Genomic DNA, 25,960 nt, shown 5'->3' on the forward strand with positions numbered 1-25,960 from the left:
GTCCTCCTGTTGGCGGGCGTCGACTATCGCGCCTCATGAAATTTCGACGAGGCGAACAGGAGCGGGTTCCCCCTCGTAAGACCCGTGGTAGAGCAGCGCAGCGGCGGAATCAGGCGTATTCGGGGCGCTGCGCCAGGCCTTGCCTGAGTGCCTCGATCAACAGGCGGACCTTGGGCAGCGGGTAGCGTTTCTGCGGGTAGACCGCCCAGACCGCCGTGTTCGGCGGTTGGTTGGCCTCTAGCAGCGAGACCAACTCACCCCGGCGCAACGGTTCGAGGACGTAATAGTCCGGCAACTGACATAGGCCGAACCCCCGCAGCGCCGCATCCAGCACGGCTTCGCCGCTGTTGCAGCGCCAGTTGCCGCTGGGCTTGAAAGGATGCTCGCGGCCGTCCTGCTGGAACATCCAGGTGTCGCCGGTGCCGATCAGGCAGTTGTGCCGGGCCAGTTCCGAGAGCGTGTGCGGCCGGCCATAGCGTTCGAGATAGCTGGGCGCCGCGCACAGGTACATCGCCCGGGGTGCGATGCGCGTGGCCACCAGGCGCGAATCGCTGAGCCGTCCCAGGCGAATGGCGAGGTCGTAGCCTTCCTGGACAAGGTCCAGGGTGCGGTTGGACAACTCGATTTCGACCCGCAGTTGCGGGTGCGCGGCCATGAATTCATTCACCAGCGGCACGATGAAACGCTCTCCATAGGCCACCGCCGCGGTCATCCGCAACAGTCCGGTGGGAGCGCTGTGCAGATCGCTGATGGCGAGAAAGGCTTCGTCGCGCTCCTCCACCAGACGCTGGCAACGGGCGAAGAAGGTGTGGCCGGCTTCGGTCAGCGAGACTCTGCGCGTGGTGCGATAAAGCAGGCGCGCTTGCAGGCGTTCTTCCAGGCGGGCGATCTGCCGGCTGACATGGGACGAGGACACCCGCAGCCGCTCGGCCGCCCGCAGAAAGCTGCCGCACTCGGCCACGGCGACGAACTCGTCCAGTCCTTCCCAGCGGTTTCCGCTCATGATTATCCCTGTATGGCAATAATGTTTTCTCGGTTGGTGCATTATCCCTTTTTGGGCGTGAATTACACTTCTGGCTTTCTCACGCCACCGGGAACACTGTCATGATCAAGTCGCGCGCCGCCGTCGCCTTCGAAGCTAACAAACCGCTGCAGATCGTCGAAGTGGATGTGGAGCCGCCGAAGGCCGGCGAAGTGCTGGTGCGCATCGTCGCCACCGGCGTCTGCCACACCGACGCCTACACCCTGTCCGGCCAGGACAGCGAAGGCGTCTTCCCCTGCATCCTCGGTCATGAGGGCGGCGGTATCGTCGAAGCGGTGGGCGAGGGCGTGACGTCGCTGCAGGTCGGCGACCATGTGATTCCGCTGTATACGGCCGAATGCCGCCAGTGCAAGTTCTGCAAGTCCGGCAAGACCAACCTCTGCCAGGCTGTGCGCGCCACTCAGGGCAAGGGCCTGATGCCGGACGGCACCACCCGCTTCTCCTACCAAGGGCAGCCGATCTATCACTACATGGGCTGCTCGACTTTCTCCGAGTACACCGTGCTGCCGGAAATCTCCCTGGCCAAGATTCCGCAAGAGGCGCCGCTGGACAAGGTCTGCCTGCTGGGCTGCGGCGTGACCACCGGTATCGGTGCGGTGCTGAACACCGCCAAGGTGGAAGAAGGCGCGACCGTCGCCATCTTCGGCCTGGGTGGCATTGGCCTGGCGGCGATCATCGGCGCCAAGATGGCCAAGGCCAGCCGCATCATCGCCGTCGACATCAACCCGGCCAAGTTCGATGTCGCCCGCGAGCTGGGTGCCACCGACTTCGTCAACCCGAAGGATCACGACAAGCCGATCCAGGAAGTCATCGTCGACATGACCGACGGCGGCGTGGACTACAGCTTCGAGTGTGTCGGCAACGTGCAATTGATGCGTGCGGCGCTGGAGTGCTGCCACAAGGGCTGGGGCGAATCGACCATCATCGGCGTGGCTCCGGCCGGCGCCGAGATCAGCACCCGTCCGTTCCAACTGGTCACCGGGCGTGTCTGGCGCGGCTCGGCGTTCGGTGGGGTCAAGGGGCGCACAGAGCTGCCGGGTTATGTGGAAAAGGCCCAGGCAGGCGAAATCCCGCTGGACACCTTCATCACCCACAACCTGCCGCTGGATGAGATCAACGAGGCCTTCGATCTGATGCATGAAGGCAAGAGCATCCGTACCGTCATCCATTTCTAAACGGCGGCAAGTTTCAGCCGCAAGCGACACGTTTCTCTCTCGTAGCTTGTGGCTGCCTTGCAACTGCCCGGAGGGCTTATGACTCTCGAGATCGTCTCCAGCAATAAAAGCTTCGGCGGATGGCACAAGCGCTACCGACATCGTTCCAGCGTGCTGGGCTGCGACATGGTGTTCGCCGTCTACCTGCCGCCGCAGGCCGAGCAGGGCGCCCGCCTGCCAGTGCTGTACTGGTTGTCGGGGCTGACCTGCACCGACGAGAACTTCATGCAGAAGGCCGGCGCCCAGCGGATGGCCGCCGAGCTGGGCCTGGTCATCGTCGCGCCGGATACCAGCCCGCGTGGGCCGGAAGTGCCGGGCGACCCGGACGGGGCCTGGGACTTCGGTCTGGGTGCGGGGTTCTACCTGAACGCCACCCAGGAGCCCTGGGCCCGGCACTACCGGATGCATGACTATGTGGTGGAAGAGTTGCCGGCACTGATCGAGGCCAACTTCCCAGTGTCCGATCGCCGTGGCATCAGTGGTCACTCCATGGGCGGACACGGCGCTCTGGTCTGTGCCTTGCGCAACCCGGGGCGCTATCGCTCGTTGTCGGCTTTCTCGCCGATCAGCAATCCGATCAACTGCCCCTGGGGCGAAAAGGCGTTCTCCCGTTATCTCGGCGAAGACCGCTCGCGCTGGCGCGAATGGGATGCCTGCGTCCTGCTCGCCGAGGCGAAGGAAAAGCTGCCGATCCTGGTTGATCAGGGGGATCGCGACGACTTCCTGGCCAACCAGCTCAAGCCGGAGACCCTGCAGGCAGCCGCTGCGGCTGCCGGGCATCCGCTGACACTGCGTATGCAGCCGGGCTATGACCACAGCTACTACTTCATCTCCAGTTTCATCGAAGACCACCTGCGGCATCATGCGGCTGCCCTGGCGGCCATGAGCCACAAGCAATAAGCGACAAGTAAAAAGCAGAGCTTGACGCCAGAGTGAGCCCAGCCCTCACTCTGAGCCGCTTGCCGCTTTCAGTTAGAATCCCGCCCTGACTTCATCAGGCACTCTTTCCTTATGCGTATTGGCCATGGCTACGACGTACACCGTTTCGGCGAGGGAGACTTCGTCACCCTCGGCGGTGTGCGCATTCCCCACCGATTCGGGCTGATCGCCCATTCCGACGGCGACGTGCTGCTGCATGCGCTGAGCGATGCGTTGCTCGGTGCCGCGGCGCTGGGCGATATCGGCAAACACTTCCCGGATACCGATCCCCGTTTCAAGGGGGCGGACAGCCGCGTCTTGCTGCGTCATGTGCTCGGGCTGGTCCAGGCCAAGGGCTGGAGGGTCGGCAACGTCGACGCCACCATCGTGGCCCAGGCACCGAAGATGGCGCCGCACATCGACAACATGCGGGCCCTGATCGCCGAGGACCTGCAGGTCGACCTCGACCAGGTCAACGTCAAGGCCACCACCACCGAGAAGCTGGGCTTCACCGGTCGCGAAGAGGGCATCGCCGTGCATGCGGTGGCGCTGTTGTTGCCGCTATGAACGAATACGAACTGCTGGGCCCGCGTGCCCATGGCGAGCCCTGCGGGCAGGCGGTACTGAAGGCGGTGGCGGAAGATTTCCAGGTCGATGAAGTCCTGGATATCCCGCTGTCGGGCCAGGGCGAGCACCTTTGGCTGTGGGTGGAAAAGCGCGGCCTGAACACCGAGGACGCGGCGAAACGGCTGGCGCGTGCGGCGGGTATGCCACTGCGTGCCATCAGCTATGCCGGCCTCAAGGACCGTCAGGCACTGACCCGCCAATGGTTCAGCCTGCACCTGCCAGGCAAGGCCGATCCGGATCTTTCCGCCGCCGAAAGCGATAGCCTGCGGATTCTCCAGGCCACCCGGCATTCGCGAAAACTGCAGCGCGGCGCTCACTCGGCCAACGGATTCACGCTTCGGCTGACCCAACTGGCAGCCGATCGTGAGGCCCTGGATAGTCGGCTGGAAAGCATCCGGCAACACGGCGTACCGAACTATTTCGGCCTTCAGCGCTTCGGCCATGGCGGCGGCAACGTCGACGACGCCTTGCAATTTGCCGAGCGTGGCGAGTTGCCGACTCAGCGTAACCTGCGCTCACGACTGCTGTCGGCAGCGCGCAGCTACCTGTTCAATCGGGTACTGGCCGAGCGTGTCGCCGATGGCAGTTGGAATCGGGCGCAGGTCGGCGATCTGCTGGCATTCACCGACAGCCGCAGTTTCTTTCCGGCCGGCGAGGCCGAGTGCAGCGATCCGCGACTGGCGCAGCTCGACCTGCACCCGACCGGGCCGCTCTGGGGCAAGGGAGAATCGCCCGCCGGGGGCGTCGTCCAGGCCCTCGAACAGCGCGTCGCGGCGGGGCAGGAAAAGTTGGCCGACTGGTTAGCCGGAGCGGACATGGCGCACGAACGGCGCATCCTGCGCCTCCCCATCGGCGCCCTGGCGTGGCATTATCCCCGGCCTGACATTCTGCAACTGGAATTCGTCCTGCCGGCTGGATGCTTCGCCACTGCCGTGGTGCGCGAGCTTGTCGATCTGCTGCCGGCGGGGCAGACGGACAACCCATGCGTATTCTGATCGCCAACGACGACGGGGTGTATGCGCCCGGCCTCGCCGCGCTGTATGACGCATTGGCGGATTACGCCGAATGCGTGGTGGTCGCTCCCATTCAGGACATGAGCGGCGCCAGCAGTTCGCTGACCCTGGATCGGCCGCTGCATCCCCAGTACCTGCCGAACGGTTTCATCGGCATCAATGGCACGCCGACCGATTGTGTGCACCTGGGCCTCAACGGCCTGCTCGAACAGACGCCGGATATGGTCGTCTCGGGCATCAACCTCGGCGCCAACCTGGGCGACGACGTGCTCTATTCGGGTACGGTCGCCGCAGCCATCGAAGGCCGTTTCACCGGCCGCGCGGCGTTCGCCTTCTCATTGCTGTCACGCCTGCCGGACAACCTGCCCACCGCCGCGCACATCGCCCGGACCTTGGTCGAGAACCACGAAAAGCTCGACCTGCCGCCGCGCACCGTGCTCAGCGTGAACATTCCCAACCTGCCGCTGGACCACATCCGCGGTATCCAACTGACCCGACTGGGACACCGCGCGCGTGCCACGGCACCGAGCAAGGTGGTCAACCCGCGCGGCAAGGAAGGCTATTGGATTTCCGTCGCCGGGGATGCCGAGGACGCCGGGCCGGGCACCGATTTCCACGCGGTCATGCAGGGCTATGTGTCGATCACGCCCCTGCAGCTCGACCGGACATTCCACGAGGCCTTCAACGGCCTCGACAGTTGGCTGGAGGACTTGCTGTGATGAGCCGCGAGCAAGACGATCTGCTGCGCCGCGGTATCGGCATGACGTCGCAGCGCACCCGTGAACGCTTGATTCAGCGCCTGTACGAAGAAGGCTTGTCGAACGCCCGGGTGCTCGAAGTGATCCGGCGTACCCCGCGGCATCTCTTCGTCGACGAAGCCCTGGCCCATCGCGCCTACGAAGACACCGCCCTGCCCATCGGGCATAACCAGACCATTTCCCAGCCCTACATGGTGGCGCGCATGAGCGAGTTGTTGCTCGCTGCGGGCCCGCTGGACAAGGTGCTGGAGATCGGCACCGGCTCCGGCTACCAGACGGCCGTGCTGGCGCAACTGGTTGAGCGGGTCTTCTCGGTCGAGCGCATCCAGGCGTTGCAGGACCGCGCGAAGGAGCGCCTGAGCGAACTCAATCTGCGCAATGTGGTCTTTCGTTGGGGCGATGGATGGGAGGGCTGGTCGGCTCTCGCGCCGTACAACGGCATCATCGTGACCGCCGCCGCCGCCGAGGTTCCGCAGGCGTTGCTCGACCAACTGGCCCCGGGTGGCCGGCTGGTGATTCCGGTGGGGGCCGGCGACGTCCAGCAACTGATGCTGATCGTTCGGGAAGAGAACGGTTTCTCTCGCCACATGCTCGATGCCGTGCGTTTCGTGCCGCTGCTCAACGGCCCTCTGGGCTGATCCTGACTGGAAGGATCCGTGAAGAAGTACTTTCTGCTTTATGCCAAAGGCATCGCCATGGGCGCGGCCGATGTAGTGCCGGGCGTCTCCGGCGGAACCGTGGCCTTCATCACGGGCATCTATGACGAGCTGCTGGGCTCCATCGCCAGAGTGCCGAATGCCCTGGCGCATCTCGTGCGAGGCCGTGTCGCCGCCGCTTGGCAGGAGGCCAACCTGACCTTCCTGCTGGTCCTGTTCAGCGGCATTCTCACTAGCATCTTCAGTTTGGCGCGGGTGATCACTTATCTCCTGGAAACGCATCCGATCCCGGTTTGGGCGTTCTTCTTCGGGCTGATCCTGGTCTCCAGCCATCTGGTGGCGCGGGAAATCCAGCGTTGGAATTGGAGCCGCGTACTCAGCTTCGTGCTCGGCGGTGCCTTCGCCTACTGGATCACCGTTGCGGCACCGATGCAGTGGGGCAACGACCCCCTGAGCCTGTTCTTCGCCGGGGCGGTGGCCATCTGTGCGATGATCCTGCCTGGTATTTCCGGCAGCTTCATTCTGCTGCTGATCGGCCTCTACCAAGTCGTCCTGGGCGCGGTGAAGGCGCTCGACCTGTCCGTGCTGGCCTTGTTCGCGGGTGGCTGCGTGGTTGGCCTGCTGAGCTTCTCGCGCCTGCTCAACTGGCTGCTGGCGCGCTATCGTGATCTGACACTGGCGTTCCTGACGGGATTGATGCTGGGTTCTCTGAACAAGGTCTGGCCCTGGAAAAAGACCCTGGTCTGGCAGACCGACAGCCACGGCCAGCCAGTGCCGGTGGTTCAGGAGAACCTCTTGCCCGGACATTTCGCCCAGATCAGCGGGCAGGACCCGCAACTGCTCTTCGCGATCCTGCTGGCCGTGGCCGGCATCGTATTGGTGCTGGGCCTGGAGTGGTTCGCCGGACGTCGTCAGCCGCTGGCAGGCTCGACCGAATGATGAGACCTGGACAGAACGAAAGGGAGAGGCGGGTGACAGTCACAGGAACCCTGCAGCGCGTACGTAGCCGGCAAGGGCATCTGCTGCTCGGCCTCATCGTGTCCTTGGCGGCCGGCTGCGCCAGTACGCCGCCGGGCGGCGTTCAGGTGGTCGATCGCAACGGGCAGCAGGCGAGCCAACGCCAACCGGTGACCAGCGGCCACTACGTGGTGCGGCGTGGCGATTCCCTGTACTCCATTGCGTTCCGTTTCGGCTGGGACTGGAAAGCCCTGGCCGCGCATAACGGCATCAACCCTCCCTATGTGATCTACCCCGGTCAGAAGATCAACTTCGGCGGACGGCCTGCGTCCGCACCTCCGGTCGTTGCGACTCAACCGGCGAAAACGCCGCCACCAACCGCGACCAAACCTCCGGCCGGTACGTCACCGGCCACTCCGCCGACAGCCAAGCCACCGCAGGCTTCGCCACCTGTTGCACAGACCCCGGCGACCACGCCCGTCGAACCCGTGACCCGCTCTGCAACGGGCTGGGCGTGGCCTGCCAACGGTCCCTTGATCGGTCGTTTTTCCTCAAACGGTAGTTTGAATAAAGGAATTGATATCGGGGGTGAATTAGGCCAGCCTGTTTTGGCTGCGTCTGCTGGTTCAGTGGTGTACGCCGGGAGTGGTTTACGGGGCTACGGCGAGTTGGTAATCATCAAGCACAGCGATACCTACGTAAGCGCCTACGGTCACAACCGCAGGCTGTTGGTACGGGAGGGACAGCAGGTCAAGGCCGGTCAGATCATTGCCGAAATGGGTTCCACGGGAACCGACCGGGTGAAGCTCCACTTCGAGATTCGCCGCCAGGGCAAACCTGTAGACCCTCTGCAATATCTGCCTCGTCGCTGATCCGCGGTCAGCCCGTTCTTCACGTGGGAAGTACGGGCTCGGGTGCGCCAGGGAACATGGTCCGCCAGAGCTTGTTGTCGAACTCAGCACAGGACAACAACAATGGCACTCGACAAAGAAGCGCCGGAGTTTGACGTCGATGACGAAGTGCTCCTCATGGAGCCAGGCATCGCTCTGGAGGATGTGTTGAGCGAGGAGACCGAGTTTGCCTCCCTCGCCACCAAGTCCAAACATTCGACCGCTCTGAAGCAGCATAAGTACATCGATTACACGCGGGCGCTCGACGCGACTCAGCTGTATCTCAACGAAATCGGCTTTTCCCCCCTGCTTACTCCCCAGGAAGAAGTGCACTTCGCGCGTCTCGCGCAGAAGGGCGATCCGGCCGGGCGCAAGCGCATGATCGAGAGCAACCTGCGGCTGGTGGTGAAAATCGCCCGACGCTACGTCAATCGTGGATTGTCGCTGCTCGATTTGATCGAAGAGGGTAACCTCGGCCTCATTCGCGCGGTGGAGAAGTTCGACCCGGAGCGCGGTTTCCGTTTCTCCACCTACGCCACCTGGTGGATTCGCCAGACCATCGAGCGGGCGATCATGAATCAGACCCGGACCATCCGGCTACCGATCCATGTGGTCAAGGAGCTGAACGTCTACCTGCGCGCGGCACGCGAGCTGACTCACAAGCTCGATCACGAGCCGTCCGCCGAAGAAATCGCCAACCTGTTGGAGAAGCCCGTCGACGAGGTCAAGCGGATGCTTGGACTCAACGAGCGGGTGACCTCGGTGGACGTTTCCCTCGGGCCGGACTCGGACAAAACCCTGCTCGACACCCTCACTGATGAAAGACCTACCGATCCGTGCGAACTGCTGCAGGACGACGACCTGTCGCAGAGCATCGATCAATGGCTGTCGGAACTGACCGACAAGCAGCGCGAGGTGGTGGTGCGACGCTTCGGCCTGCGTGGTCACGAGAGCTGCACGCTGGAGGAAGTCGGCCAGGAAATCGGCCTGACCCGCGAACGGGTTCGGCAGATCCAGGTCGAGGCACTCAAGCGCCTCAGGGAGATTCTCGAGAAAAACGGCCTATCCAGCGACGCACTGTTCCAGTAGCGCCGCGGTTATCGCTAACCGCCCGCAGGCCGAGGGTCTGCCGACGGACTGAATGAATGCCCCGACTGGTTCGGGGCGTTCTTTTTTTGGGGCGTGATGAAAGTGCGATGAAGCCTCGCGAGAGATTGGGCGATTTTGCGATTCTTTTTGTAAGCCATGGCTTACACGTGTTGTAAGCGATTGCTGAAACAGCTAGCCCGAAAGTAGCTGGTCTAGAGAGAGGATTTTCGGTAATTTATTGATTTAATTGTATTTTATTTTTTGTCAAAAGTTCCGTGGAGTCTTGGCGAAGGTATCCCCCGCACTTGCTGCTCTCCGGCATATCGCTAATATCACACCTGTGCCGACGGACTGGCACGGGTTGGCAAGGATGTCGACCGGGACATCGCGGGATGCGATTCATCAGGATGATGAGCAAGGAAATCAAGGAATAGGGACAAAAGAGTGGGCGGGGTTTACCCCGCCCCTTTTTTTGCCTGCGTTTTTTACAAGCCCGCTCGAGCCTGACGTCAGGCGATCCGAAACGGTGGGCGGTAAAAAGCAGAAGGCCCGCATGAGCGGGCCTTCGCAATCGAGCTGAATCAGCGTTCGAGATACTGCAGCTTGTCCTTGACGCCATCCCACTCCTCGGCGTCCGGCAGCGCATCCTTCTTCTCGGTGATGTTCGGCCAAACCTCGGCCAGGTCGGCGTTCAGCTCGATAAATTCCTGCATGTCCTCAGGCACTTCATCTTCGGAGAAGATGGCCTGGGCCGGGCATTCGGGCTCGCAGAGCGCGCAGTCGATGCACTCGTCCGGGTGGATGACCAGGAAATTCGGGCCTTCGTAGAAGCAGTCCACCGGACAGACTTCCACGCAGTCGGTGTACTTGCACTTGATGCAGTTGTCGGTGACGACGAAGGTCATTTTTTAATTCTCTCCTCAGGCGGCGGCTGGGAGCCCGAAGACGGACTCCTCGGCTCGGGAAGTGTTGGCCTCGGCACCAGGCTAAAGGCCGGGACCTCCCAAAAGCGCGCGCGATTCTAACAGCTTGTGCGGGCGCGCGTTAGATTCGCGTCTTCCATGTATATAACAGTTCGAGGGCTTTCCGCGGCGTTAAATCATCCGGATTGATCTTCATCAATTCCTCCAGGACGGGGTGCGGCAGGCTGGCGAACAGGTCGCTCTGCATCGGTGGTGTCGGTTGGCCTGGCTCGGCGCGCGGTGTTTCGTGGGGCAGGCTGGTGGTTTCCAGGCGAGCCAGATGCTCACGGGCGCGCTGAATGACCGCACCCGGCACGCCGGCCAGTTGCGCCACTGCCAAGCCGTAGCTCTGGCTGGCCGGCCCGGGCAGCACGTGGTGCAGGAATACGATGCGATCGTTGTGTTCGGTGGCGTTCAGATGCACGTTGGCCACCACCGGCTCGCTTTCCGGCAGCACCGTCAGCTCGAAATAGTGCGTCGCGAACAATGTGTAGGCGCGCAGCTTGGCCAAGTGCTCGGCGGCGGCCCAGGCCAGGGACAGACCGTCGAACGTGCTGGTGCCGCGGCCGACTTCGTCCATCAACACCAGGCTGCGGTCGGTGGCGTTGTGCAGAATATTCGCCGTCTCGCTCATCTCCACCATGAAGGTTGAGCGCCCACCGGCCAGGTCGTCGCTGGAGCCGATGCGGGTAAAGATGCGATCCACCAGCGATAGCTCGCAGCCGGCCGCCGGCACGAAGCTGCCGATATGGGCGAGCAGGACGATCAGTGCGGTCTGACGCATGTAGGTCGACTTACCGCCCATGTTCGGGCCGGTGATGATCAGCATGCGCGTGGCATCGTCCAGCGTCAGGTCGTTGGCCACGAAGGGGGTGTCCAGCACCTGTTCCACCACCGGGTGACGGCCCTGGCTGATGCGCAGGCAAGGCTCGTCGACGAAGCGCGGGCGGTTCAGGTCGAGGTTCAGCGAGCGTTCGGCCAGGTTGGCCAGGACGTCCAGTTCGGCCAGCGCGGCGGCGGTGTCCTGCAGCGGCGCCAATTGGCCGATGAGCAGTTCGATCAGCTCTTCATAGAGCTGCTTCTCCCGTGTCAGCGCGCGGCTCTGTGCCGACAGCGCCTTGTCCTCGAAAGCCTTGAGTTCCGGCGTGATGAAACGTTCGGCGCCTTTCAGCGTTTGTCGGCGGATATAGTCGGCTGGTGCCTGTTCCGCTTGGACCCGGGGCAGCTCGATGTAATAGCCGTGGATGCGGTTGTAGCCGACCTTGAGGTTGGGCAGGCCGGTGCGGGCTTTTTCCCGTGCTTCCAGGTCCATCAGGAACTGTCCGGCGTTCTCGCTCAGGGACAACAGTTCGTCCAGTTCGGGGTCGTAGCCGCGCTTGAGCACGCCACCGTCGCGGATCACCGCCGGTGGGTTGTCGATGATGGCTTTGGCCAGCAGCTCGGCCAGCTCCGGATAGGTGCGGATGCTCGACGCCAGTTGCGTCAGGTGCGGCGCCACCAGATCGGCCATGGCGTCTTGCAAGGCCGGCAGTGCCGCCAGCGCATCGCGCAGACGCGCGAGGTCGCGGGGGCGGGCGTTGCGCAGGCCAATGCGGGCGAGTATCCGCTCGACGTCGCCGATTTCCTTCAACTGCGGCTGCAGTTTCTCGAAGCGGTAATGCTCGAGCAGGCAGGTAATCGAGTCCTGTCGCGCTTCGAGCACGGCGCGGTCGCGCAGCGGACGATTCAGCCAGCGGGTGAGCAGGCGGCTGCCCATGGCAGTCTGGCAGCGGTCCATGACTGATAGCAGCGTATTGTCGCGCCCGCCGGACAGATTGGTGTCCAGCTCGAGGTTGCGGCGGCTGGCGCCGTCGAGGATGACGGTATCGTCAAGGCGTTCATGGCGCAGGCTGCGCAGGTGTGGCAGGGCGGTGCGCTGGGTTTCCTTGGCATAGCCGAGCAGGCAGCCGGCGGCGCCGATGGCCAGCGTCAGGCTTTCGCAGCCGAAGCCCTTCAGGTCCTGGGTGCCGAACTGCTGGCAGAGGCTCTTGCGTGCGCTGTCGCGGTCGAAGTCCCAGGGCGCACGGCGGCGAGCGCCGCGGCGTTTCTCGGCCGGCAGGCCCTGGGGCCAGTCGTCGGGGATCAGCAGTTCGGCGGGGTTGAGGCGCTCCAGTTCGGCCAGCAGATTCTCCCAGCCCTGGATTTCCTGGACGCTGAAACGGCCGCTGGTGATGTCCAGCACGGCCAGGCCGAACAGGCGTTCGTCCCCCAGCACGGCGGCCAGCAAGTTGTCGCGCCGTTCATCGAGCAGGGCTTCGTCGCTGACGGTGCCGGGGGTGATGATACGCACCACCTGGCGCTCCACCGGGCCCTTGCTGGTGGCCGGGTCGCCGATCTGCTCGCAGATCACCACGGACTCGCCCAATTTGACCAGCTTGGCCAGGTAGCCTTCGGCGGAATGGAAGGGGATGCCCGCCATCGGGATGGATTTTCCCGCCGACTGGCCACGGGCGGTCAGGGTAATGTCGAGGAGCTTCGCGGCTTTCTTGGCGTCTTCGTAGAACAGCTCGTAGAAGTCGCCCATGCGGTAGAACATCAGCTGGTCCGGATGCTGGTTCTTCAGCTTCCAATACTGCTGCATCATCGGTGTGTGGTCGGAAAGGTCGCTCTGACTCATGGCCTGGCCTTGCGCACAAAAGCGGCTAGTGTACGGTATCCAACCGCCCGGCTTTAAGCGTTGATTCCCGTTTGCGATGTGTTGGGTTTGCCGGGCATGCCTCTGGACAGGAGAACCCATGGAAGACGACATCACACGGCTCGCCGTCCGTCTCGGCGAGCGTTTGCTGGCCTGCGGCGCGCAGGTGACCACCGCCGAATCCTGCACCGGTGGCGGCATCGCCGAGGCCATCACGCGTATTTCCGGCAGCTCCGCCTGGTTCGAGGCGGGCTACGTGACCTATTCCAATGGCCAGAAGACCGCCCAGCTCGGTGTGCCGGCCGATCTCTTCCCGCAGGTCGGGGCGGTCAGCCGCGACGTGGTGGAAGCCATGGCGCGCGGTGCGCAGGCACGCAGCGGGGCGCGCTTCGCCGTAGCGGTGAGCGGTATCGCCGGGCCGGACGGCGGTTCGGCGGAAAAACCGGTGGGCACGGTCTGGCTGGCCTGGGCCGACGGCGAGCAGGTGTTCGCCGAACGCCGTCTGTTCGGCGGAGATCGCGCCGCCGTCCGCCGACAAACGGTAGAGGCCTCCCTTGAGGGGCTGCTTCGACTGTCCGTCGGAGAAAATCCGCGACAGGGGTAGGCGAGCGACTTGCCCTATGGAATAATACTGGCTACTTATACAGTTGTTGGTGGCCAGACGGCCCTCTTGAATACGCGAGGACTTCGATGGACGAGAACAAGAAGCGCGCTTTGGCGGCGGCCCTGGGCCAGATCGAGAAGCAGTTCGGCAAAGGCGCGGTGATGCGCATGGGCGATCATGATCGCCAGTCGATCCCGGCCATTTCCACCGGTTCCCTGGGGCTGGACATCGCGCTGGGCATCGGCGGTCTGCCGAAGGGCCGCATCGTCGAAATCTACGGCCCGGAGTCCTCCGGTAAAACCACCCTGACCCTGTCGGTCATCGCCGAAGCGCAGAAGCAGGGCGCCACCTGTGCCTTCGTCGACGCCGAACATGCCCTCGACCCGGATTACGCCGGCAAGCTCGGCGTCAACGTCGACGACCTGCTGGTCTCGCAGCCGGATACCGGCGAACAGGCCCTGGAAATCACCGACATGCTGGTGCGCTCCAACGCGGTGGACGTGATCATCGTCGACTCCGTGGCCGCGCTGGTGCCGAAGGCCGAAATCGAAGGCGAGATGGGCGACTCCCACGTCGGCCTCCAGGATGCAGTATTAGCCACTGCGGCATAGTTTAGGTTCACTTAGGAGGTATCCCTTTCTCATTAGGGAAACGCCCTAAGCTAATCAGTAAGACCCGATTAATTATTAATTTAAATGGTCATCAAGAATGGATCAGGCAAAAAGCAAAGCGTTAGAAGCGGCTCTTTCTCAAATTGAGAAGCAGTTTGGTAAGGGTTCCATCATGCGGCTGGGCTCCGACCGCACTATGGATATAGATGTTATATCGACTGGCTCACTCGGCTTGGACATCGCCTTGGGGGTGGGTGGGTTGCCGCGCGGCCGTATCGTTGAAATCTATGGGCCGGAGTCTTCTGGTAAAACCACGCTTACGCTGTCGGTGATTGCTGAAGCGCAGCGTCAAGGTTTGACTTGTGCATTTGTCGATGCTGAGCACGCGCTTGATCCGATCTACGCAGCCAAGCTCGGCGTTAATATTGACGAACTCCTGTGCTCACAGCCTGACACTGGTGAGCAGGCACTTGAAATCGTAGACATCTTGACGCGTTCTGGGGCAGTCAATCTTATTGTCGTTGACTCTGTTGCTGCTCTTGTTCCGAAGGCTGAGATTGAAGGCGAAATCGGGGATTCCCATGTAGGTCTTGCCGCCCGAATGATGTCGCAGGCGATGAGGAAGATCACTGGTAACCTGAAGAACTCCAATACTATGTGTATCTTCATTAACCAGATTCGTATGAAGATCGGTGTAATGTTTGGCAACCCGGAAACCACCACCGGCGGTAACGCCCTGAAGTTCTACGCCTCGGTGCGCCTGGACATCCGTCGTACCGGCGCGGTCAAGGAAGGCGAGGAAGTGGTGGGCAGCGAAACCCGTGTGAAAGTGGTCAAGAACAAAGTTGCTGCTCCATTCAGGCAAGCAGAGTTCCAGATCGTTTACGGTCAGGGTATTAGCAAGGCGGGTGAGATCGTTGACCTCGCTGTTGCTAACAACTTTGTTGAAAAGTCAGGCGCTTGGTACTCCTTCGAAGGTAACAAGATCGGCCAAGGTAAGGCCAATACCATGAAATGGCTGTTGGAAAACAAACCTACTATGGACAAGCTGGAAGGTATGATTCGCGAAAAGTTGATGTCTAAGCCTCAGGCTGAAACCTCTGCACGTCTCGCAACCCAAGAAGAACTGGCTGACGACTATTGATATCTCGTGGCGGTCTAAGGTCGATGCTGACAATCGATAGTTAAGTTTCTACCCCATATAAAGCCTAGGGATGGTCTGAAGTAGAGCATGCCCTCAACCGTCATCCGTAGATCTGGCTTGTGGTAAACGCTTGTTGAAGCAGAATTTTTTCCATCTTCGACCAAAGCTCGTCACTGAGCATCGATCGGGGCATTGCAAACCCGCAGGGTTACTGGTGTAGGAACCTCGATTCTGCGGGTTTGCTCTTCTTCCTCAATGCCCCCGCCGCAAAACGTCAACAGCCCCTAGGAGCCTGTCGGACTTTCTGACTCTTCCTTGCGTTGAAAGTATTCGTGACAATCGGGGCCCTGCCACTGAGAGTCCTTGCCGATGAGCCGTTTCGTCCCCGCTGACCGAGACACTGCGTACCTGCTGTCGCCCTCGGTGGACGAATGGCTGCCGGCTGATCACCTGGCACGGTTCGTGGTCGAGGTCATCGAGCAACTCGATCTGAGCGAGCTGACCGGCCAGTACGCCGGCCGGGGTTCGGCCGTGCTCCTGGGGCTGCTGATCTACGGCTACGCCAACGGCATGCACTCCAGCCGCAAGATCGAACGCGCGACCTATGACTCGGTGGCGTTTCGCTATGTGGCGGCCAACACGCATCCTGATCACGACACCCTGGCCACGTTCCGCCGGCGCTTCCTGAAAGAGGTCGAGTCGCTGTTCGTCCAGGTGCTGATGCTGGCGCGCGAGATGAAGCTGCTCAAGCTGGGTCATATTGCGCTCGACGGCACAAAGATCCAGGCCAACGCCAGTAAGCACAAAGCCTTGTCCTGGGCGCACGCCAACAAGATCGAGGCGCAGTTACGCCAGGAAGTCCAGCAGTTGCTGGCGCTGACCGAGAGCAGCGACCGTAGCGCCATCCCCGATGGCATGGAGGTGCCGGCGGAGAACATCAAGCGCTTGCATGTGCTGCGCGCGATGTGACACGGCCAAAAAGTACGCCCCGGCGGTTGCCCAAGCAGTCGCTCGGGTGTGCTGACACACCGTCCCAGGGCCGTGCCAACCAACTCGGATGCCTGAACGGAACAGCCTCGCACCCAAAAACTCCCTGATCCCGCCCTGGCGGTCCTTGCCGAGTTAAGTCCTACAGGCTCCTAGGTTCAGTTGCATCATGGCTCTCCTGTTCCGTCTGGCGCAGCAACCCGTTTGATCCGGCATGGACGTTTTACCTTGAGCGCCGAAGAGCGCGTCGTCTGGTAGCCCGGTCGTATTCAGGCTGTTGGAAGGCTCGAGCCGTATGAGGGGAGACTCTCAAGTACGGTTCTCAGGGGAGGCAGGAGTGGTAACACCCCTGCTTTACCCGACTGAAGGTCCACATCGGTGCCGATGCCGAGTCCGTCTTGGTGCATAGCGTGGTGGGTACGGCGGCCAACATGGCCGATGTCACCCACGTCGACCAACTGCTGCACGGCGAGGAGAACGTGGTCTGTGCCGACGCCGGTTATACCGGAGTGGAGTAGCGGCCCGAGCATGATGGACGTGCGGTCATCTGGCAGATCGCGGCGCGGCGTAGCACCTACAAGAAGCTGAGCAAGCGCAGCGCCCTGTACAAGGCCAGGCGCAAGATCGAGAAGGCCAAGGCTCAGGTGCGTGCCAAGGTTGAGCACCCGTTCCGCGTGATCAAGCGGCAGTTTGGCTACACCAAGATGCGTTTCCGGGGGCTGGTGAAGAACACCGCACAACTGGTGACGCTGATCGCCCTGTCCAACCTGTGGATGGCCCGCCGACATTTGCTGACGAATGCAGGAGAGGTGCGGCTGTAATGCAGGAAATGGCTGCCGCGAGCTACTCGCGACGGCTGAAAGCACCGAAATGAGCGAGCTATCTGGTCGATTTTGACCCGGTGCCCGTCTTCAAAATCGGCGAAGGCCGAAGTCGGCCAGAAATAGCGGCCTACTTCAGACCTTCCCTAGTAAATATTTTGCACCACCGATCATGCCGACTACACTTAAGTGTAGTTTTAATATTTAACACCGTAACCTATGGTGAAAATTTCCAGTCAGCTGGCGCGAGAATAGCATAATGAAAATAATAATAAATAATGATTTCCCGGTCGCTAAGGTCGGAGCGGATCAAATTACGACTCTAGTAAGTGCCAAAGTTCATAGTTGCATATATCGGCCAAGATTGAGTATCGCGGATGGAGCCGCTCCCAGAGTATGCCTTTACAGAGCCCCACCTGGATATGGGAAAACCGTTGCTCTTGCGTTCGAGTGGCTACGCCACAGAACAGCCGGACGTCCTGCAGTGTGGCTTTCTTTAAGAGCCAGTTCTTACAGTGAATTTGATATCTGCGCAGAGATTATTGAGCAGCTTGAAACTTTCGAAATGGTAAAATTCAGCCGTGTGAGAGAGGGTGTGAGCAAGCCTGCGCTCTTGCGAGACCTTGCATCTAGTCTTTGGCAGAGCACCTCGAATAACGAGATAGAAACGCTAGTTTGTTTGGATAATATTAATCATGACTTAGACTTGCCGTTGTTGCACGCACTTATGGAGTTTATGTTAAATACACCAAAAAATATCAGGTTTGCAGTTGCAGGCAATACAATAAAAGGGTTCTCGCAGCTTAAACTTGCAGGCGCTATGCGGGAGTACACCGAGAAAGACTTGGCCTTTAGCGCAGAAGAGGCGGTGGCGTTAGCGGAGGCAGAGTCTGTTCTTGGAGTTCCTGAAGAACAGATAGAGACCTTGGTGCAAGAAGTTGAGGGGTGGCCTGCTCTTGTAGTTTTTTTGTTAAAGCGTGAGTTGCCGGCCAAGCATATTTCAGCAGTAGTTGAAGTAGACAATTACTTTAGGGATGAAATATTTGAGGCGATTCCCGAGCGCTATCGTGTTTTTCTTGCAAATTCTTCATTGCTCGATTTCGTGACGCCTGATCAATACAATTATGTATTCAAATGCGTCAATGGGGTCTCATGTATTAAGTATTTAAGCACTAATTACATGTTGCTTCGCCATGTGAGCGGTGAGCCAGCGCAGTTTACACTGCATCCAGTACTGCGTAATTTTCTACGAGAAATTACTTGGACTGAAAATCCTGCTAAAAGATCCTACCTGCTTAAGCGTGCAGCTTTCTGGCATTGGCGTAGAGGTGAATACCAGTATGCAATACGAATATCCCTACGGGCGAATGACTGTCGCTGGGCAGTCAGCATGTCTGAGAGAATAATTTTAGATTTGTCATTTCGTCAGGGCGAAATAGATGCGCTGAGACAGTGGCTGTCAGAGCTGCCGAAGCAGGCCTGGCACAAAAAACCCATAGTGCTTATTAGTTACGCGTGGGTATTGTATTTCAGTCAGCAAGGCGCGCGAGCAGAGAAGTTAATTAAAGACCTATCTTCACAATCCGATAAAAAAAATAAATGGCAAGAAAAGGAATGGCTGCAGCTTGTGCTTGCAATAGGTAAAGCAACGAAAGATGAAATGCTTTCGAGTGAGGAGCTCTGTAATAAGTGGATTAGTTTATTTGGGGATTCAAACGCAGTTGGAAAAGGGGCCGCGCTAACCTGTTTGGCTTTTATTTTTGCCAGTGAGTATAGATTTGCAGAGTTGGAGAAGGTGCTGGCTCAGGCCCAAGCCGTGAATAAATTTGCAAAACAAAATTTTGCTTTTGGTTGGCTGTATGTCGCGAGGTTTCAACAAGCCCTAGCAAGCGGAAAAATGGGCTGGGCGAGGCAGATTATAACTCAAGCACGCACAGACAGTCGCGCGCAGATGATGGAATCCGAGTTTACTTCGAAAATGTTTGACGCTCTAGAGCTTGAGTTACATTATGAATTGCGCTGCTTGGACACCTCAGAAGAAAAGCTCTCCAAAATTTTAGAGTTCATTTCCAATCACGGGGTGACAGACGTGTTTTTTTCCGTATGCCGTGCTGTGTCAGCTTGGCGGCTTGGAAGGAGTGACCTAAATGGCTCCATTGAGATATTGGAGTGGGCGAAGGCGCATGCGGTTGAAAAAAATCTACCAAGATTGGAAGTTATGAGCCAAATTGAGATCTATCAGCGCTTAGTCTGTCAAGGCATAACGGGCATAAATAATTTAAAAACTCTTGAAGATCATAAGATTTTCTCCGGACAGCACTCAGCCCCCCTAAAAGCACGCCTGCTGCTTGTTCAATCACTAGTGCTTTCCCGAGATCGGAACTTTCATAGTGCCGCGCACAGAGCGTTATTGGCTATTCAGCAAGCCCGTAAAATTAACGCGGGCCAGCTGGAAGTCCGTGGATTATTGTGTTTGGCCGGAGCGCAGGCAGGTGCCGGTGATTTAAAAAAGGCTCAGCTTAACATTGTTTATGCAGTGGAGATAGCAAAACAGCTTCAATGCTTTCAAACAGTTCTTGATGAAGTATGTTTAATTGAGCGAATAATACCGGCTTCATGTGAAGCCTTCACAGCAGTTAATTTAGATCAAGCGATTGGGGCTTTTAGTCTTCCGCGAATAGTTGAGATTGGAAAGTCCGCAGAGAATAAAGCTGACGCTTTATTGACACGGAAGCAGATTGCTGTCTTGAGGCTTGTAAAAGAGGGGTGCTCAAACAAACAAATAGCAACAAATATGCATGTCACCGAAGATGCTATAAAGTGGCATATGAGGAAAATATTTGCCACCTTGAATGTAGTGAATCGCACGCAAGCAACAATTGAAGCTGAGCGTCAAGGAATTATCTAAAATAATCGGCATTAAGTGATATAGTGAAAAGTATACCGGAGAGAGAATTATGGCAATCGTTGTTGTTGGCGCTGGTACAGCTGGAGTAAATGCTGCGTTCTGGCTTCGTCAATATGGTTATAAAGGGGAAATTAGGATTTTTAGCAGGGAGTCTGTGGCGCCTTATCAGCGGCCTCCTCTATCCAAGGCTTTTCTGACAAGTGAGATTGCAGAATCCGCAGTGCCATTAAAGCCAGAAGGTTTTTATACGAATAACAATATTACCATTTCGTTAAATACACCGATTGTATCAATCGACGTGGGGCGTAAGATAGTTTCTTCTAAAGATGGAAAAGAATACGCGTATGAAAAATTGATTCTTGCAACAGGTGCTAGCGCACGTAGGTTAACCTGCGAGGGGTCTGAACTGTCTGGGGTCTGCTATTTACGCAGTATGGAAGACGCCAAAAATTTACGTAGGAAACTTGTGGAGAGTGCGTCTGTTGTTGTGTTGGGCGGCGGAGTAATCGGGCTTGAAGTCGCCTCAGCTGCGGTGGGCTTAGGGAAGAGGGTCACAGTGATAGAAGCCGCCCCGCGTGTAATGGCGCGCGTGGTTACGCCGGCAGCAGCAAACTTAGTCAGAGCCCGCCTGGAGGCTGAAGGAATTGAGTTCAAGCTGAATGCGAAATTAACGTCTATAAAGGGCAGGAATGGCCATGTTGAACAATGCGTACTTGAAAGTGGAGAAGAAATTCAGGCGGATCTGATTGTAGTTGGAATCGGTGCTATCCCAGAGCTAGAGCTGGCAACTGAGGCGGCCCTTGAAGTGAGTAATGGTGTTGTGGTCGATGATCAGATGTGTACATCGGATACAAGTATATATGCAATCGGCGACTGCGCAATGGCTAGAAATCCTTTTTGGGGAACGATGGTACGTTTAGAGACAATTCATAATGCGGTTACACACGCTCAAATTGTCGCAAGTAGCATCTGTGGCACATCAACACCAGCACCAACCCCACCACGGTTCTGGTCTGATCTTAAAGGGATGGCGCTGCAAGGACTTGGTGCTCTAAAGGACTACGATAAACTCGTTGTTGCAATTAATAACGAAACTCTTGAACTAGAAGTCCTTGCGTACAAGCAGGAGCGACTGATTGCAACTGAGACAATAAATTTGCCTAAACGTCAAGGTGCGCTTGCAGGGAGTATAAAATTACCTGATTAGCAATGATGCTCAGCCACTCGAACCAACGGTCGCGATAGGGACGGCAGTTACCTGCCGCCCCCCGCACTCCGTACGTGCGGAACTACCGCGTAAAATGTGGCCCAGGCTGTTATGTGGCGCTTGGGCGGGGAAGTATTGCCATATTTGGTGATGACCGTTTTCTACGCCACATAAATCGGTGGTGGCTATGGTGGGATTTCCCTTGCTGAAATGGGAGATCCGATCATGTTCGAGCTCTTATTCAAATACACTGCTGTGTTGGCGGTAAGCGTTCCATAAGCTCCACCTTCAACTGAGCTATCCGTTTCTGGACGCTGGGCGCCCTGTTTTCCCCAGTGGGGCCCCGCCATGATGCGTCCCGACACCAAGGTGCAGAAGGTCTGCCTGTATCCAAAGCCCGTCGACTTCCGCAAATCCATCAACGGCCTGCCGTTGCTGTTCGTGTTCCTCAATCGCACCCGTAGCCAGGACAAGATCCTCTACTGGGGTGTGTCACGAACGCTGGCGTAAGCCAGCGATGCTGTATCAAAGATGGGAGTAGGCCTTCCGGAGTCTGCTTGCAGGAGCTGGCTCCAAACCACCCGGTGCTGCTGCGTTCAAAAGGCGTGGTGGTGAGCGACCGTTGGAAAAGGCGCCGATAACGGCGTCAGGTAAGTATTGAGAAGATGAGCGAAAGCAAACCGTCCGAAGACGCATCGTTAAGTATTCAAGTGCTGTCAAAACTGAGGTCGCCCAGTAGCCTCAGGACCAGTCTGGAGGATACCTGTCTACTGTCCAGATGGCAGCCGGTGTATAGGCGGCATGAGCTCAATACAGGCTTTGATATGGAACGTGAGAACCTCGCCTTTGATGCCAAGGGAAATGACAAGCGGCTACCACCGCGAGGAAGAATACCGATGCAAAGGCCGAGGGGCGGAGCCATTCGTAGTAGTGATGAAGTTCTTGTAATGAGGATGGAGCGAAGGGGTGGCGTTTCCCAGCTGGCTTATGTCATCAACCTGCTTCGGCGGGGAGGAGTGGTATGAGCACAGCAAAGTCGTACAGCATTTCCAAACTGACAGTTTGGGAGGCCTACCAGCGTGTGAAAGCCAATCGAGGAGCCGCTGGGATAGATGAACAATCTATTGCCCAGTTCGAGCAGAAGCTGCAACGGAACCTTTACAAGTTGTGGAACCGGATGTCATCAGGTTCTTATTTTCCGCCGCCGGTTCGGCAGGTGGAAATTCCGAAGCAATCAGGAGGCAAACGCAAACTGGGTATTCCAACAGTAGCTGATCGGGTGGCCCAGACCGCCGTGAAGCTGCTTATAGAGCCGCGTCTGGACTGTCTTTTTCATTCGGATTCCTATGGATACCGACCGGGAAAATCAGCCAAACAGGCGGTCGAGATCACTCGCAAGCGCTGCTGGAATATGAATTGGGTGGTGGAGTTTGATATCAAGGGGGCTTTTGATCATATCGATCATGAGCTGCTGCTGAAAGCGGTAAGGCATCATGTGAAGGACGACTGGATTCTGTTGTATATCGAACGGTGGCTTAAAGCGCCGTTCGAGACTGCTGACGGCGTTCAGGTACCGCGTGAAAGCGGTACACCCCAAGGCGGGGTTGTCAGTCCCTTATTGATGAATCTGTTTATGCACTATGCGTTCGATACCTGGATGCAACGGACTTTTCCAGGTTGTCCATTTGCACGCTACGCCGACGATGCGGTGGTTCACTGCCGTAGCGAAAAGCAGGCGTGTGAGGTCATGGCGGCAATCAAGGCACGGTTGGAAGCATGTCTGCTGACCATGCACCCGGAAAAGTCGAAGATTGTGTATTGTAAAGACAGTAACCGCAAAGCAGCGTACCCAACGACGCAGTTTACGTTCCTGGGGTTCACCTTCCGGCCACGGGAGGCGTGGGGTAATCATGGACGCCGGTTTACCAGCTTCCTGCCCGCAGCCAGTAATGACGCACTTAAGCGAATGCGTCAGCAAACTCGCGGCTGGAATATCCAGCGGCAAACACCGGCCAGCCTTTTTGAATTGTCAAAGCAGTACAACGCGACCCTCAGAGGGTGGTGGAACTACTACGGGACTTTCTACAGAACGGCGATGCGCAAGGTCTTCAATCATTTTGACTTGAAGCTCCAGCGTTGGGCTCGTCAGAAGTACAAACCACTGGCGGGGCACAAGCGCCGCAGTGCTGACTGGCTCAATCGGATGAAGAAAGCGTGTCCGTCGCTGTTCGTGCACTGGAATGTCTTTGGAAATGCAGATCGACTGGGTAACGGGAGCCGTATGAGTTGAGAGACTCACGTACGGTTCTGCGAGAGGCTGAAGGTGAAACCCCTGCGGCCTACTTACCAGCGAAAAGGTTTCTGCCTCTGGCTCAAGCGCTTGGAAGCCGAGCGCTTCAAGACCAAGCACAATGCCGGCGATACGCGCGCCGATCTGGACCTGAAGCGCCAGGTGCACGCCCAGGTTTTTCCGGAAGCCTTGTCACCGCTGGCCGCAGGCGGTACCCGGGCTGGTGTCGATGTGGTCGAATGGCTGCGGCGGTTGTGACGAAGTTATGTGGAGTTGCCGAGACTGAAGCTGGCGTCACATCAGAGGTCGAACTGCATTTACTCCACATAACTGGCCGCTACACATAAATCGAGTAATGTTGAGCTCAACATTACTCGATGACTGGGGCCTGGCCCCGTTCAACGCCGAACAACGGCGCGACATGCTTGAACTGTTGGACGACCGCTACGGCCAGCGCTCAACCATCGTGACCAGCCAGATGCCGGTGGACAGTTGGCACGAATTGATCGGCGATCCGACCTTGGCCGATGCCATCCTCGACCGCCTGGTTCACAACGCTTACCGGATCAATCTCAAGGGCGAATCAATGCGCAAGCGGGCGAAGAAATTGATGACGCTGGGCACCTCAGACTAACAATGCCAACTCTGCGTCGCTGCGCTCCGACTGCCTGTCCGAATGATCGTGGAACAGGTGTCCGGATCAGCGTGGGCTGAATGTCCGAATGGCGTGGAATCCACAGGAGAGGTGCGCCTGTAATGGGGGAAATGGGCGCTGCGAGGTTATCGCGGCGGTTAAAAACTCTCTGTTTCACATAAACTAACTTTCCGGACAGCCAACTAGTCACCCCCCAAAACGAGCGCGGACAGAGCCAGAATTAATACAACTTAAATACCTTTGCTGCTCTTCCCAAATCACCAGCCAACTTAACTAAATACTGATTTACCTCCGAAATTCTCCTGCTACCCAACTCAACTCCTGCCGCAATTTCTCTAATAATATTTGCATTATCCAGCATGTCTTTTACAACAGCACTCTGCTCCTCTGAAGCAGTTGCAACTTGTGCAATCTGCAACATAACTTGGGATACTGAATCTACAATCTTCTCAATTGATCTACTAGCTTCGCTTGCTGCATTAACACTATTTTTTGATTCAACGACACAGTCTCCCATGACACCAAGAGCAAAAAATATACCTTTATTTAAAGAAGCAATCATCGCCTGAATTTCATAAGTGGAATTATTTGTACGTTGAGCTAAGCTTCGAACTTCATCAGCAACAACAGCAAAGCCCTTCCCGGCCTCGCCTGCATGTGCAGCCTCAATCGCGGCATTCAAAGCCAGCAGATTTGTTTGATCAGTGATTTGATCAATAATTTCAATGATTTTACCTATTTTTGCAATATCAGCTTCAATGCATTTAATAGCCACATGTGAATCATTAACTCGTTGTGACAAGGCATTTATAGATGATACGGCTGTTTCAATAGCTTTTTGACCATGAACCGCCAACTGCCGCCCCTCAGATGATAGTGCTGAGGACTTATTTGCCGCATTTGAAGTTTCAGTTATAGCGAAAGAAATCTGTGATAGCGCACTGACAAATTCGTCGATCTTACCTGCTTGGTCACATATATCGTTTGACGTGCTTTGTGAAATATTTAAAGCCTCGCCCGCTGAATTAAACAGATCACCTTGTATGTGTTTTATTGATTCAATCAAGGCGCTTACCCCAGCCCCCATCGCAATGATTGAAGACTGCATTTTACCCACTTCGTCATTGCTCGGTATAGTGCGATATGTAAGATCACCTCTTGACATATCATTCATGACATGAACTATTTCATCTATTGAACTGCGAGTCTTTTTCATAAGAAGAAAAATAACAACAAAAAAGAGACAATTAATTGATACAACAAGAAAATACACGTAAGCTTTAACGCGTTTGGAAATATCTGCAATTTCAATCCCGAAGCGATTAGAGTTCGTGTAGGGCCAACTTACAAGTCGTTTCATTTCCTCAATATGCCCAGGGTTTAATCCATCTTTATAAATGCTACTTGCATACCTCTCGAGCAGCCCAAGTTTTATTTCTGAAGCTTCAGACAGCTCAAGAATCAAGCCCTTTCCCAGTAATCTTAAAAGAGCTTTATCACCCTTCCACAAACTGTTTACAGCTGTAGTTTGTCTACGAGCCCTCTGCACCTGCCCTACTATAAAACTTATATTTATTTCTTTTTTATGCAGCTCGTAGTACACCTTGCTCAAGGCAACAACATGCTCCCTTTCAAAATAAGCAAATTCAGCCATCTTATGCATTAATCGCATCCCGAATAGCGCAACAAAAAAAGAAAATCCTGCCATAACAAGAATCAAAAAAAATCGACACCGCAGCGAACAGTTCATATTAACCCCTCTAAGCGCTATGGCAAGTTGAAAGCATTCAAAAATATTTATTTTTATCCACGTATTCTGGAGCATAATACAGAAGGCGGTTTTTGCCAATCATCTTGTTGTTCTCCCACTGTTCAAGAAGTCTCTGCAAAGTATCACGCAACCTAATTTCTCTCCACATAGGAAAATCAGGCC

20 protein-coding genes and 6 pseudogenes are annotated in these 25,960 nt (G+C 57.2%); 20 read left to right on the top strand and 6 right to left on the bottom strand.

All coding sequences use genetic code 11. The annotated features are described in order from the left end of the window. Positions 1-109: 109 nt before the first annotated feature. A complete protein-coding gene (locus PIN01S_RS16580) occupies positions 110-1,003 on the bottom strand; it encodes a LysR family transcriptional regulator (RefSeq protein ID WP_084337021.1) in 894 nt (297 codons plus the stop codon). A 101-nt stretch (positions 1,004-1,104) separates the two neighbouring features. Here PIN01S_RS16580 and PIN01S_RS16585 point away from each other — a divergent pair, with 101 nt between their 5' ends. The 9 genes from PIN01S_RS16585 (at position 1,105) to rpoS (ending at position 9,164) form a co-directional block, all read left to right on the top strand. Next, positions 1,105-2,217, top strand: coding sequence for an S-(hydroxymethyl)glutathione dehydrogenase/class III alcohol dehydrogenase (locus PIN01S_RS16585; protein WP_084337023.1), 1,113 nt, complete (start codon positions 1,105-1,107; stop codon positions 2,215-2,217). 78 nt (positions 2,218-2,295) lie between these two features. Continuing rightward, a complete protein-coding gene (gene fghA, locus PIN01S_RS16590) occupies positions 2,296-3,156 on the top strand; it encodes an S-formylglutathione hydrolase (RefSeq protein ID WP_084337025.1) in 861 nt (286 codons plus the stop codon). 111 nt (positions 3,157-3,267) lie between these two features. After that, the gene (gene ispF / locus PIN01S_RS16595) at positions 3,268-3,741 is read left to right on the top strand and encodes a 2-C-methyl-D-erythritol 2,4-cyclodiphosphate synthase (RefSeq protein WP_084337027.1); all 474 of its coding nucleotides are present in this window, start codon (positions 3,268-3,270) and stop codon (positions 3,739-3,741) included. Next, positions 3,738-4,796 carry a tRNA pseudouridine(13) synthase TruD gene (truD, locus tag PIN01S_RS16600; protein ID WP_084337029.1) on the top strand — a complete coding sequence of 353 codons (1,059 nt, stop codon included), beginning with the start codon at positions 3,738-3,740 and terminating at the stop codon, positions 4,794-4,796. Before ispF ends, truD begins: the two co-directional genes overlap by 4 nt. Continuing rightward, a complete protein-coding gene (surE, locus tag PIN01S_RS16605; RefSeq protein ID WP_084337031.1) occupies positions 4,784-5,533 on the top strand; it encodes a 5'/3'-nucleotidase SurE in 750 nt (249 codons plus the stop codon). The genes truD and surE overlap by 13 nt, the downstream gene beginning before the upstream one ends. Before the next feature lie 41 nt (positions 5,534-5,574). Next, positions 5,575-6,210: a protein-L-isoaspartate(D-aspartate) O-methyltransferase gene (locus PIN01S_RS16610; protein WP_170837176.1), complete on the top strand. Its 636-nt coding sequence runs from the start codon at positions 5,575-5,577 to the stop codon at positions 6,208-6,210. Between the two features lie 18 nt (positions 6,211-6,228). Next, entirely contained in the window at positions 6,229-7,167 is a 939-nt protein-coding gene (locus PIN01S_RS16615; RefSeq protein WP_084337035.1) for a polyprenyl-phosphate transporter, read from the top strand. Further along, positions 7,167-8,057, top strand: a complete 891-nt coding sequence (locus PIN01S_RS16620) for a peptidoglycan DD-metalloendopeptidase family protein (protein WP_084337055.1) — start codon at positions 7,167-7,169, stop codon at positions 8,055-8,057. The genes PIN01S_RS16615 and PIN01S_RS16620 overlap by 1 nt, the downstream gene beginning before the upstream one ends. 102 nt (positions 8,058-8,159) lie before the next feature. Continuing rightward, positions 8,160-9,164 (top strand): RNA polymerase sigma factor RpoS, encoded by a 1,005-nt coding sequence (gene rpoS, locus PIN01S_RS16625; protein WP_084337037.1) that lies wholly within the window; start codon positions 8,160-8,162, stop codon positions 9,162-9,164. Between the two features lie 581 nt (positions 9,165-9,745). Here rpoS and fdxA read toward each other — a convergent pair. After that, a complete protein-coding gene (gene fdxA / locus PIN01S_RS16630) occupies positions 9,746-10,069 on the bottom strand; it encodes a ferredoxin FdxA (RefSeq protein WP_084337039.1) in 324 nt (107 codons plus the stop codon). A gap of 139 nt (positions 10,070-10,208) precedes the next feature. Further along, positions 10,209-12,782 (bottom strand): DNA mismatch repair protein MutS, encoded by a 2,574-nt coding sequence (gene mutS, locus PIN01S_RS16635; RefSeq protein ID WP_170837173.1) that lies wholly within the window; start codon positions 12,780-12,782, stop codon positions 10,209-10,211. 118 nt (positions 12,783-12,900) lie between these two features. On the opposite strand from mutS, the gene PIN01S_RS16640 reads away from it, so the two are divergent. The 3 genes and pseudogenes from PIN01S_RS16640 to recA all read left to right on the top strand — a co-directional run bounded on the left by PIN01S_RS16640 (position 12,901) and on the right by recA (position 15,159). Next, entirely contained in the window at positions 12,901-13,404 is a 504-nt protein-coding gene (locus PIN01S_RS16640; protein WP_084337043.1) for a CinA family protein, read from the top strand. 86 nt (positions 13,405-13,490) lie between these two features. After that, positions 13,491-14,009, top strand: a pseudogene (locus PIN01S_RS16645) (ImuA'/RecA-like NTPase); the annotation flags it as partial. Between the two features lie 103 nt (positions 14,010-14,112). Beyond that, the gene (gene recA, locus PIN01S_RS16650; RefSeq protein WP_019395734.1) at positions 14,113-15,159 is read left to right on the top strand and encodes a recombinase RecA; all 1,047 of its coding nucleotides are present in this window, start codon (positions 14,113-14,115) and stop codon (positions 15,157-15,159) included. A 53-nt stretch (positions 15,160-15,212) separates the two neighbouring features. On the opposite strand, the pseudogene PIN01S_RS26430 reads toward recA, so the two are convergent. Further along, positions 15,213-15,352: pseudogene (locus PIN01S_RS26430) on the bottom strand (IS5/IS1182 family transposase); the annotation flags it as partial. A 176-nt stretch (positions 15,353-15,528) separates the two neighbouring features. Here PIN01S_RS26430 and PIN01S_RS16655 point away from each other — a divergent pair. From PIN01S_RS16655 to PIN01S_RS16690, 8 genes and pseudogenes are all read left to right on the top strand, one after another. Next, a pseudogene (locus PIN01S_RS16655) lies at positions 15,529-16,125 on the top strand (IS1182 family transposase); the annotation flags it as partial. A 383-nt stretch (positions 16,126-16,508) separates the two neighbouring features. Further along, positions 16,509-16,967: pseudogene (locus PIN01S_RS16660) on the top strand (transposase); the annotation flags it as partial. A gap of 484 nt (positions 16,968-17,451) precedes the next feature. Beyond that, positions 17,452-19,875: a helix-turn-helix transcriptional regulator gene (locus tag PIN01S_RS16665; RefSeq protein WP_224429309.1), complete on the top strand. Its 2,424-nt coding sequence runs from the start codon at positions 17,452-17,454 to the stop codon at positions 19,873-19,875. A 49-nt stretch (positions 19,876-19,924) separates the two neighbouring features. Next, positions 19,925-21,082, top strand: a complete 1,158-nt coding sequence (locus PIN01S_RS16670; protein WP_033864462.1) for an NAD(P)/FAD-dependent oxidoreductase — start codon at positions 19,925-19,927, stop codon at positions 21,080-21,082. A gap of 348 nt (positions 21,083-21,430) precedes the next feature. Next, positions 21,431-21,592: a hypothetical protein gene (locus PIN01S_RS27170; RefSeq protein WP_019395738.1), complete on the top strand. Its 162-nt coding sequence runs from the start codon at positions 21,431-21,433 to the stop codon at positions 21,590-21,592. A gap of 511 nt (positions 21,593-22,103) precedes the next feature. Next, positions 22,104-23,372, top strand: a complete 1,269-nt coding sequence (gene ltrA / locus PIN01S_RS16680; RefSeq protein WP_003459714.1) for a group II intron reverse transcriptase/maturase — start codon at positions 22,104-22,106, stop codon at positions 23,370-23,372. Positions 23,373-23,405: 33 nt separating this feature from the next. Then, positions 23,406-23,630, top strand: a complete 225-nt coding sequence (locus PIN01S_RS26885) for a hypothetical protein (RefSeq protein ID WP_071533814.1) — start codon at positions 23,406-23,408, stop codon at positions 23,628-23,630. A 112-nt stretch (positions 23,631-23,742) separates the two neighbouring features. Next, positions 23,743-24,006: pseudogene (locus PIN01S_RS16690) on the top strand (ATP-binding protein); the annotation flags it as partial. Positions 24,007-24,247: 241 nt separating this feature from the next. Here the strand turns inward: PIN01S_RS16690 and PIN01S_RS27620 are convergent. Together PIN01S_RS27620 and PIN01S_RS27625 are read right to left on the bottom strand one after the other, a co-directional pair. Further along, the gene (locus PIN01S_RS27620; protein ID WP_373558191.1) at positions 24,248-25,135 is read right to left on the bottom strand and encodes a methyl-accepting chemotaxis protein; all 888 of its coding nucleotides are present in this window, start codon (positions 25,133-25,135) and stop codon (positions 24,248-24,250) included. Continuing rightward, positions 25,121-25,852, bottom strand: a pseudogene (locus tag PIN01S_RS27625) (methyl-accepting chemotaxis protein); the annotation flags it as partial. The pseudogene PIN01S_RS27625 and the gene PIN01S_RS27620, both read right to left, overlap by 15 nt. Positions 25,853-25,960: the final 108 nt, after the last annotated feature.

This window comes from Pseudomonas indica NBRC 103045, assembly GCF_002091635.1.
GTDB lineage: Bacteria > Pseudomonadota > Gammaproteobacteria > Pseudomonadales > Pseudomonadaceae > Pseudomonas_M > Pseudomonas_M indica.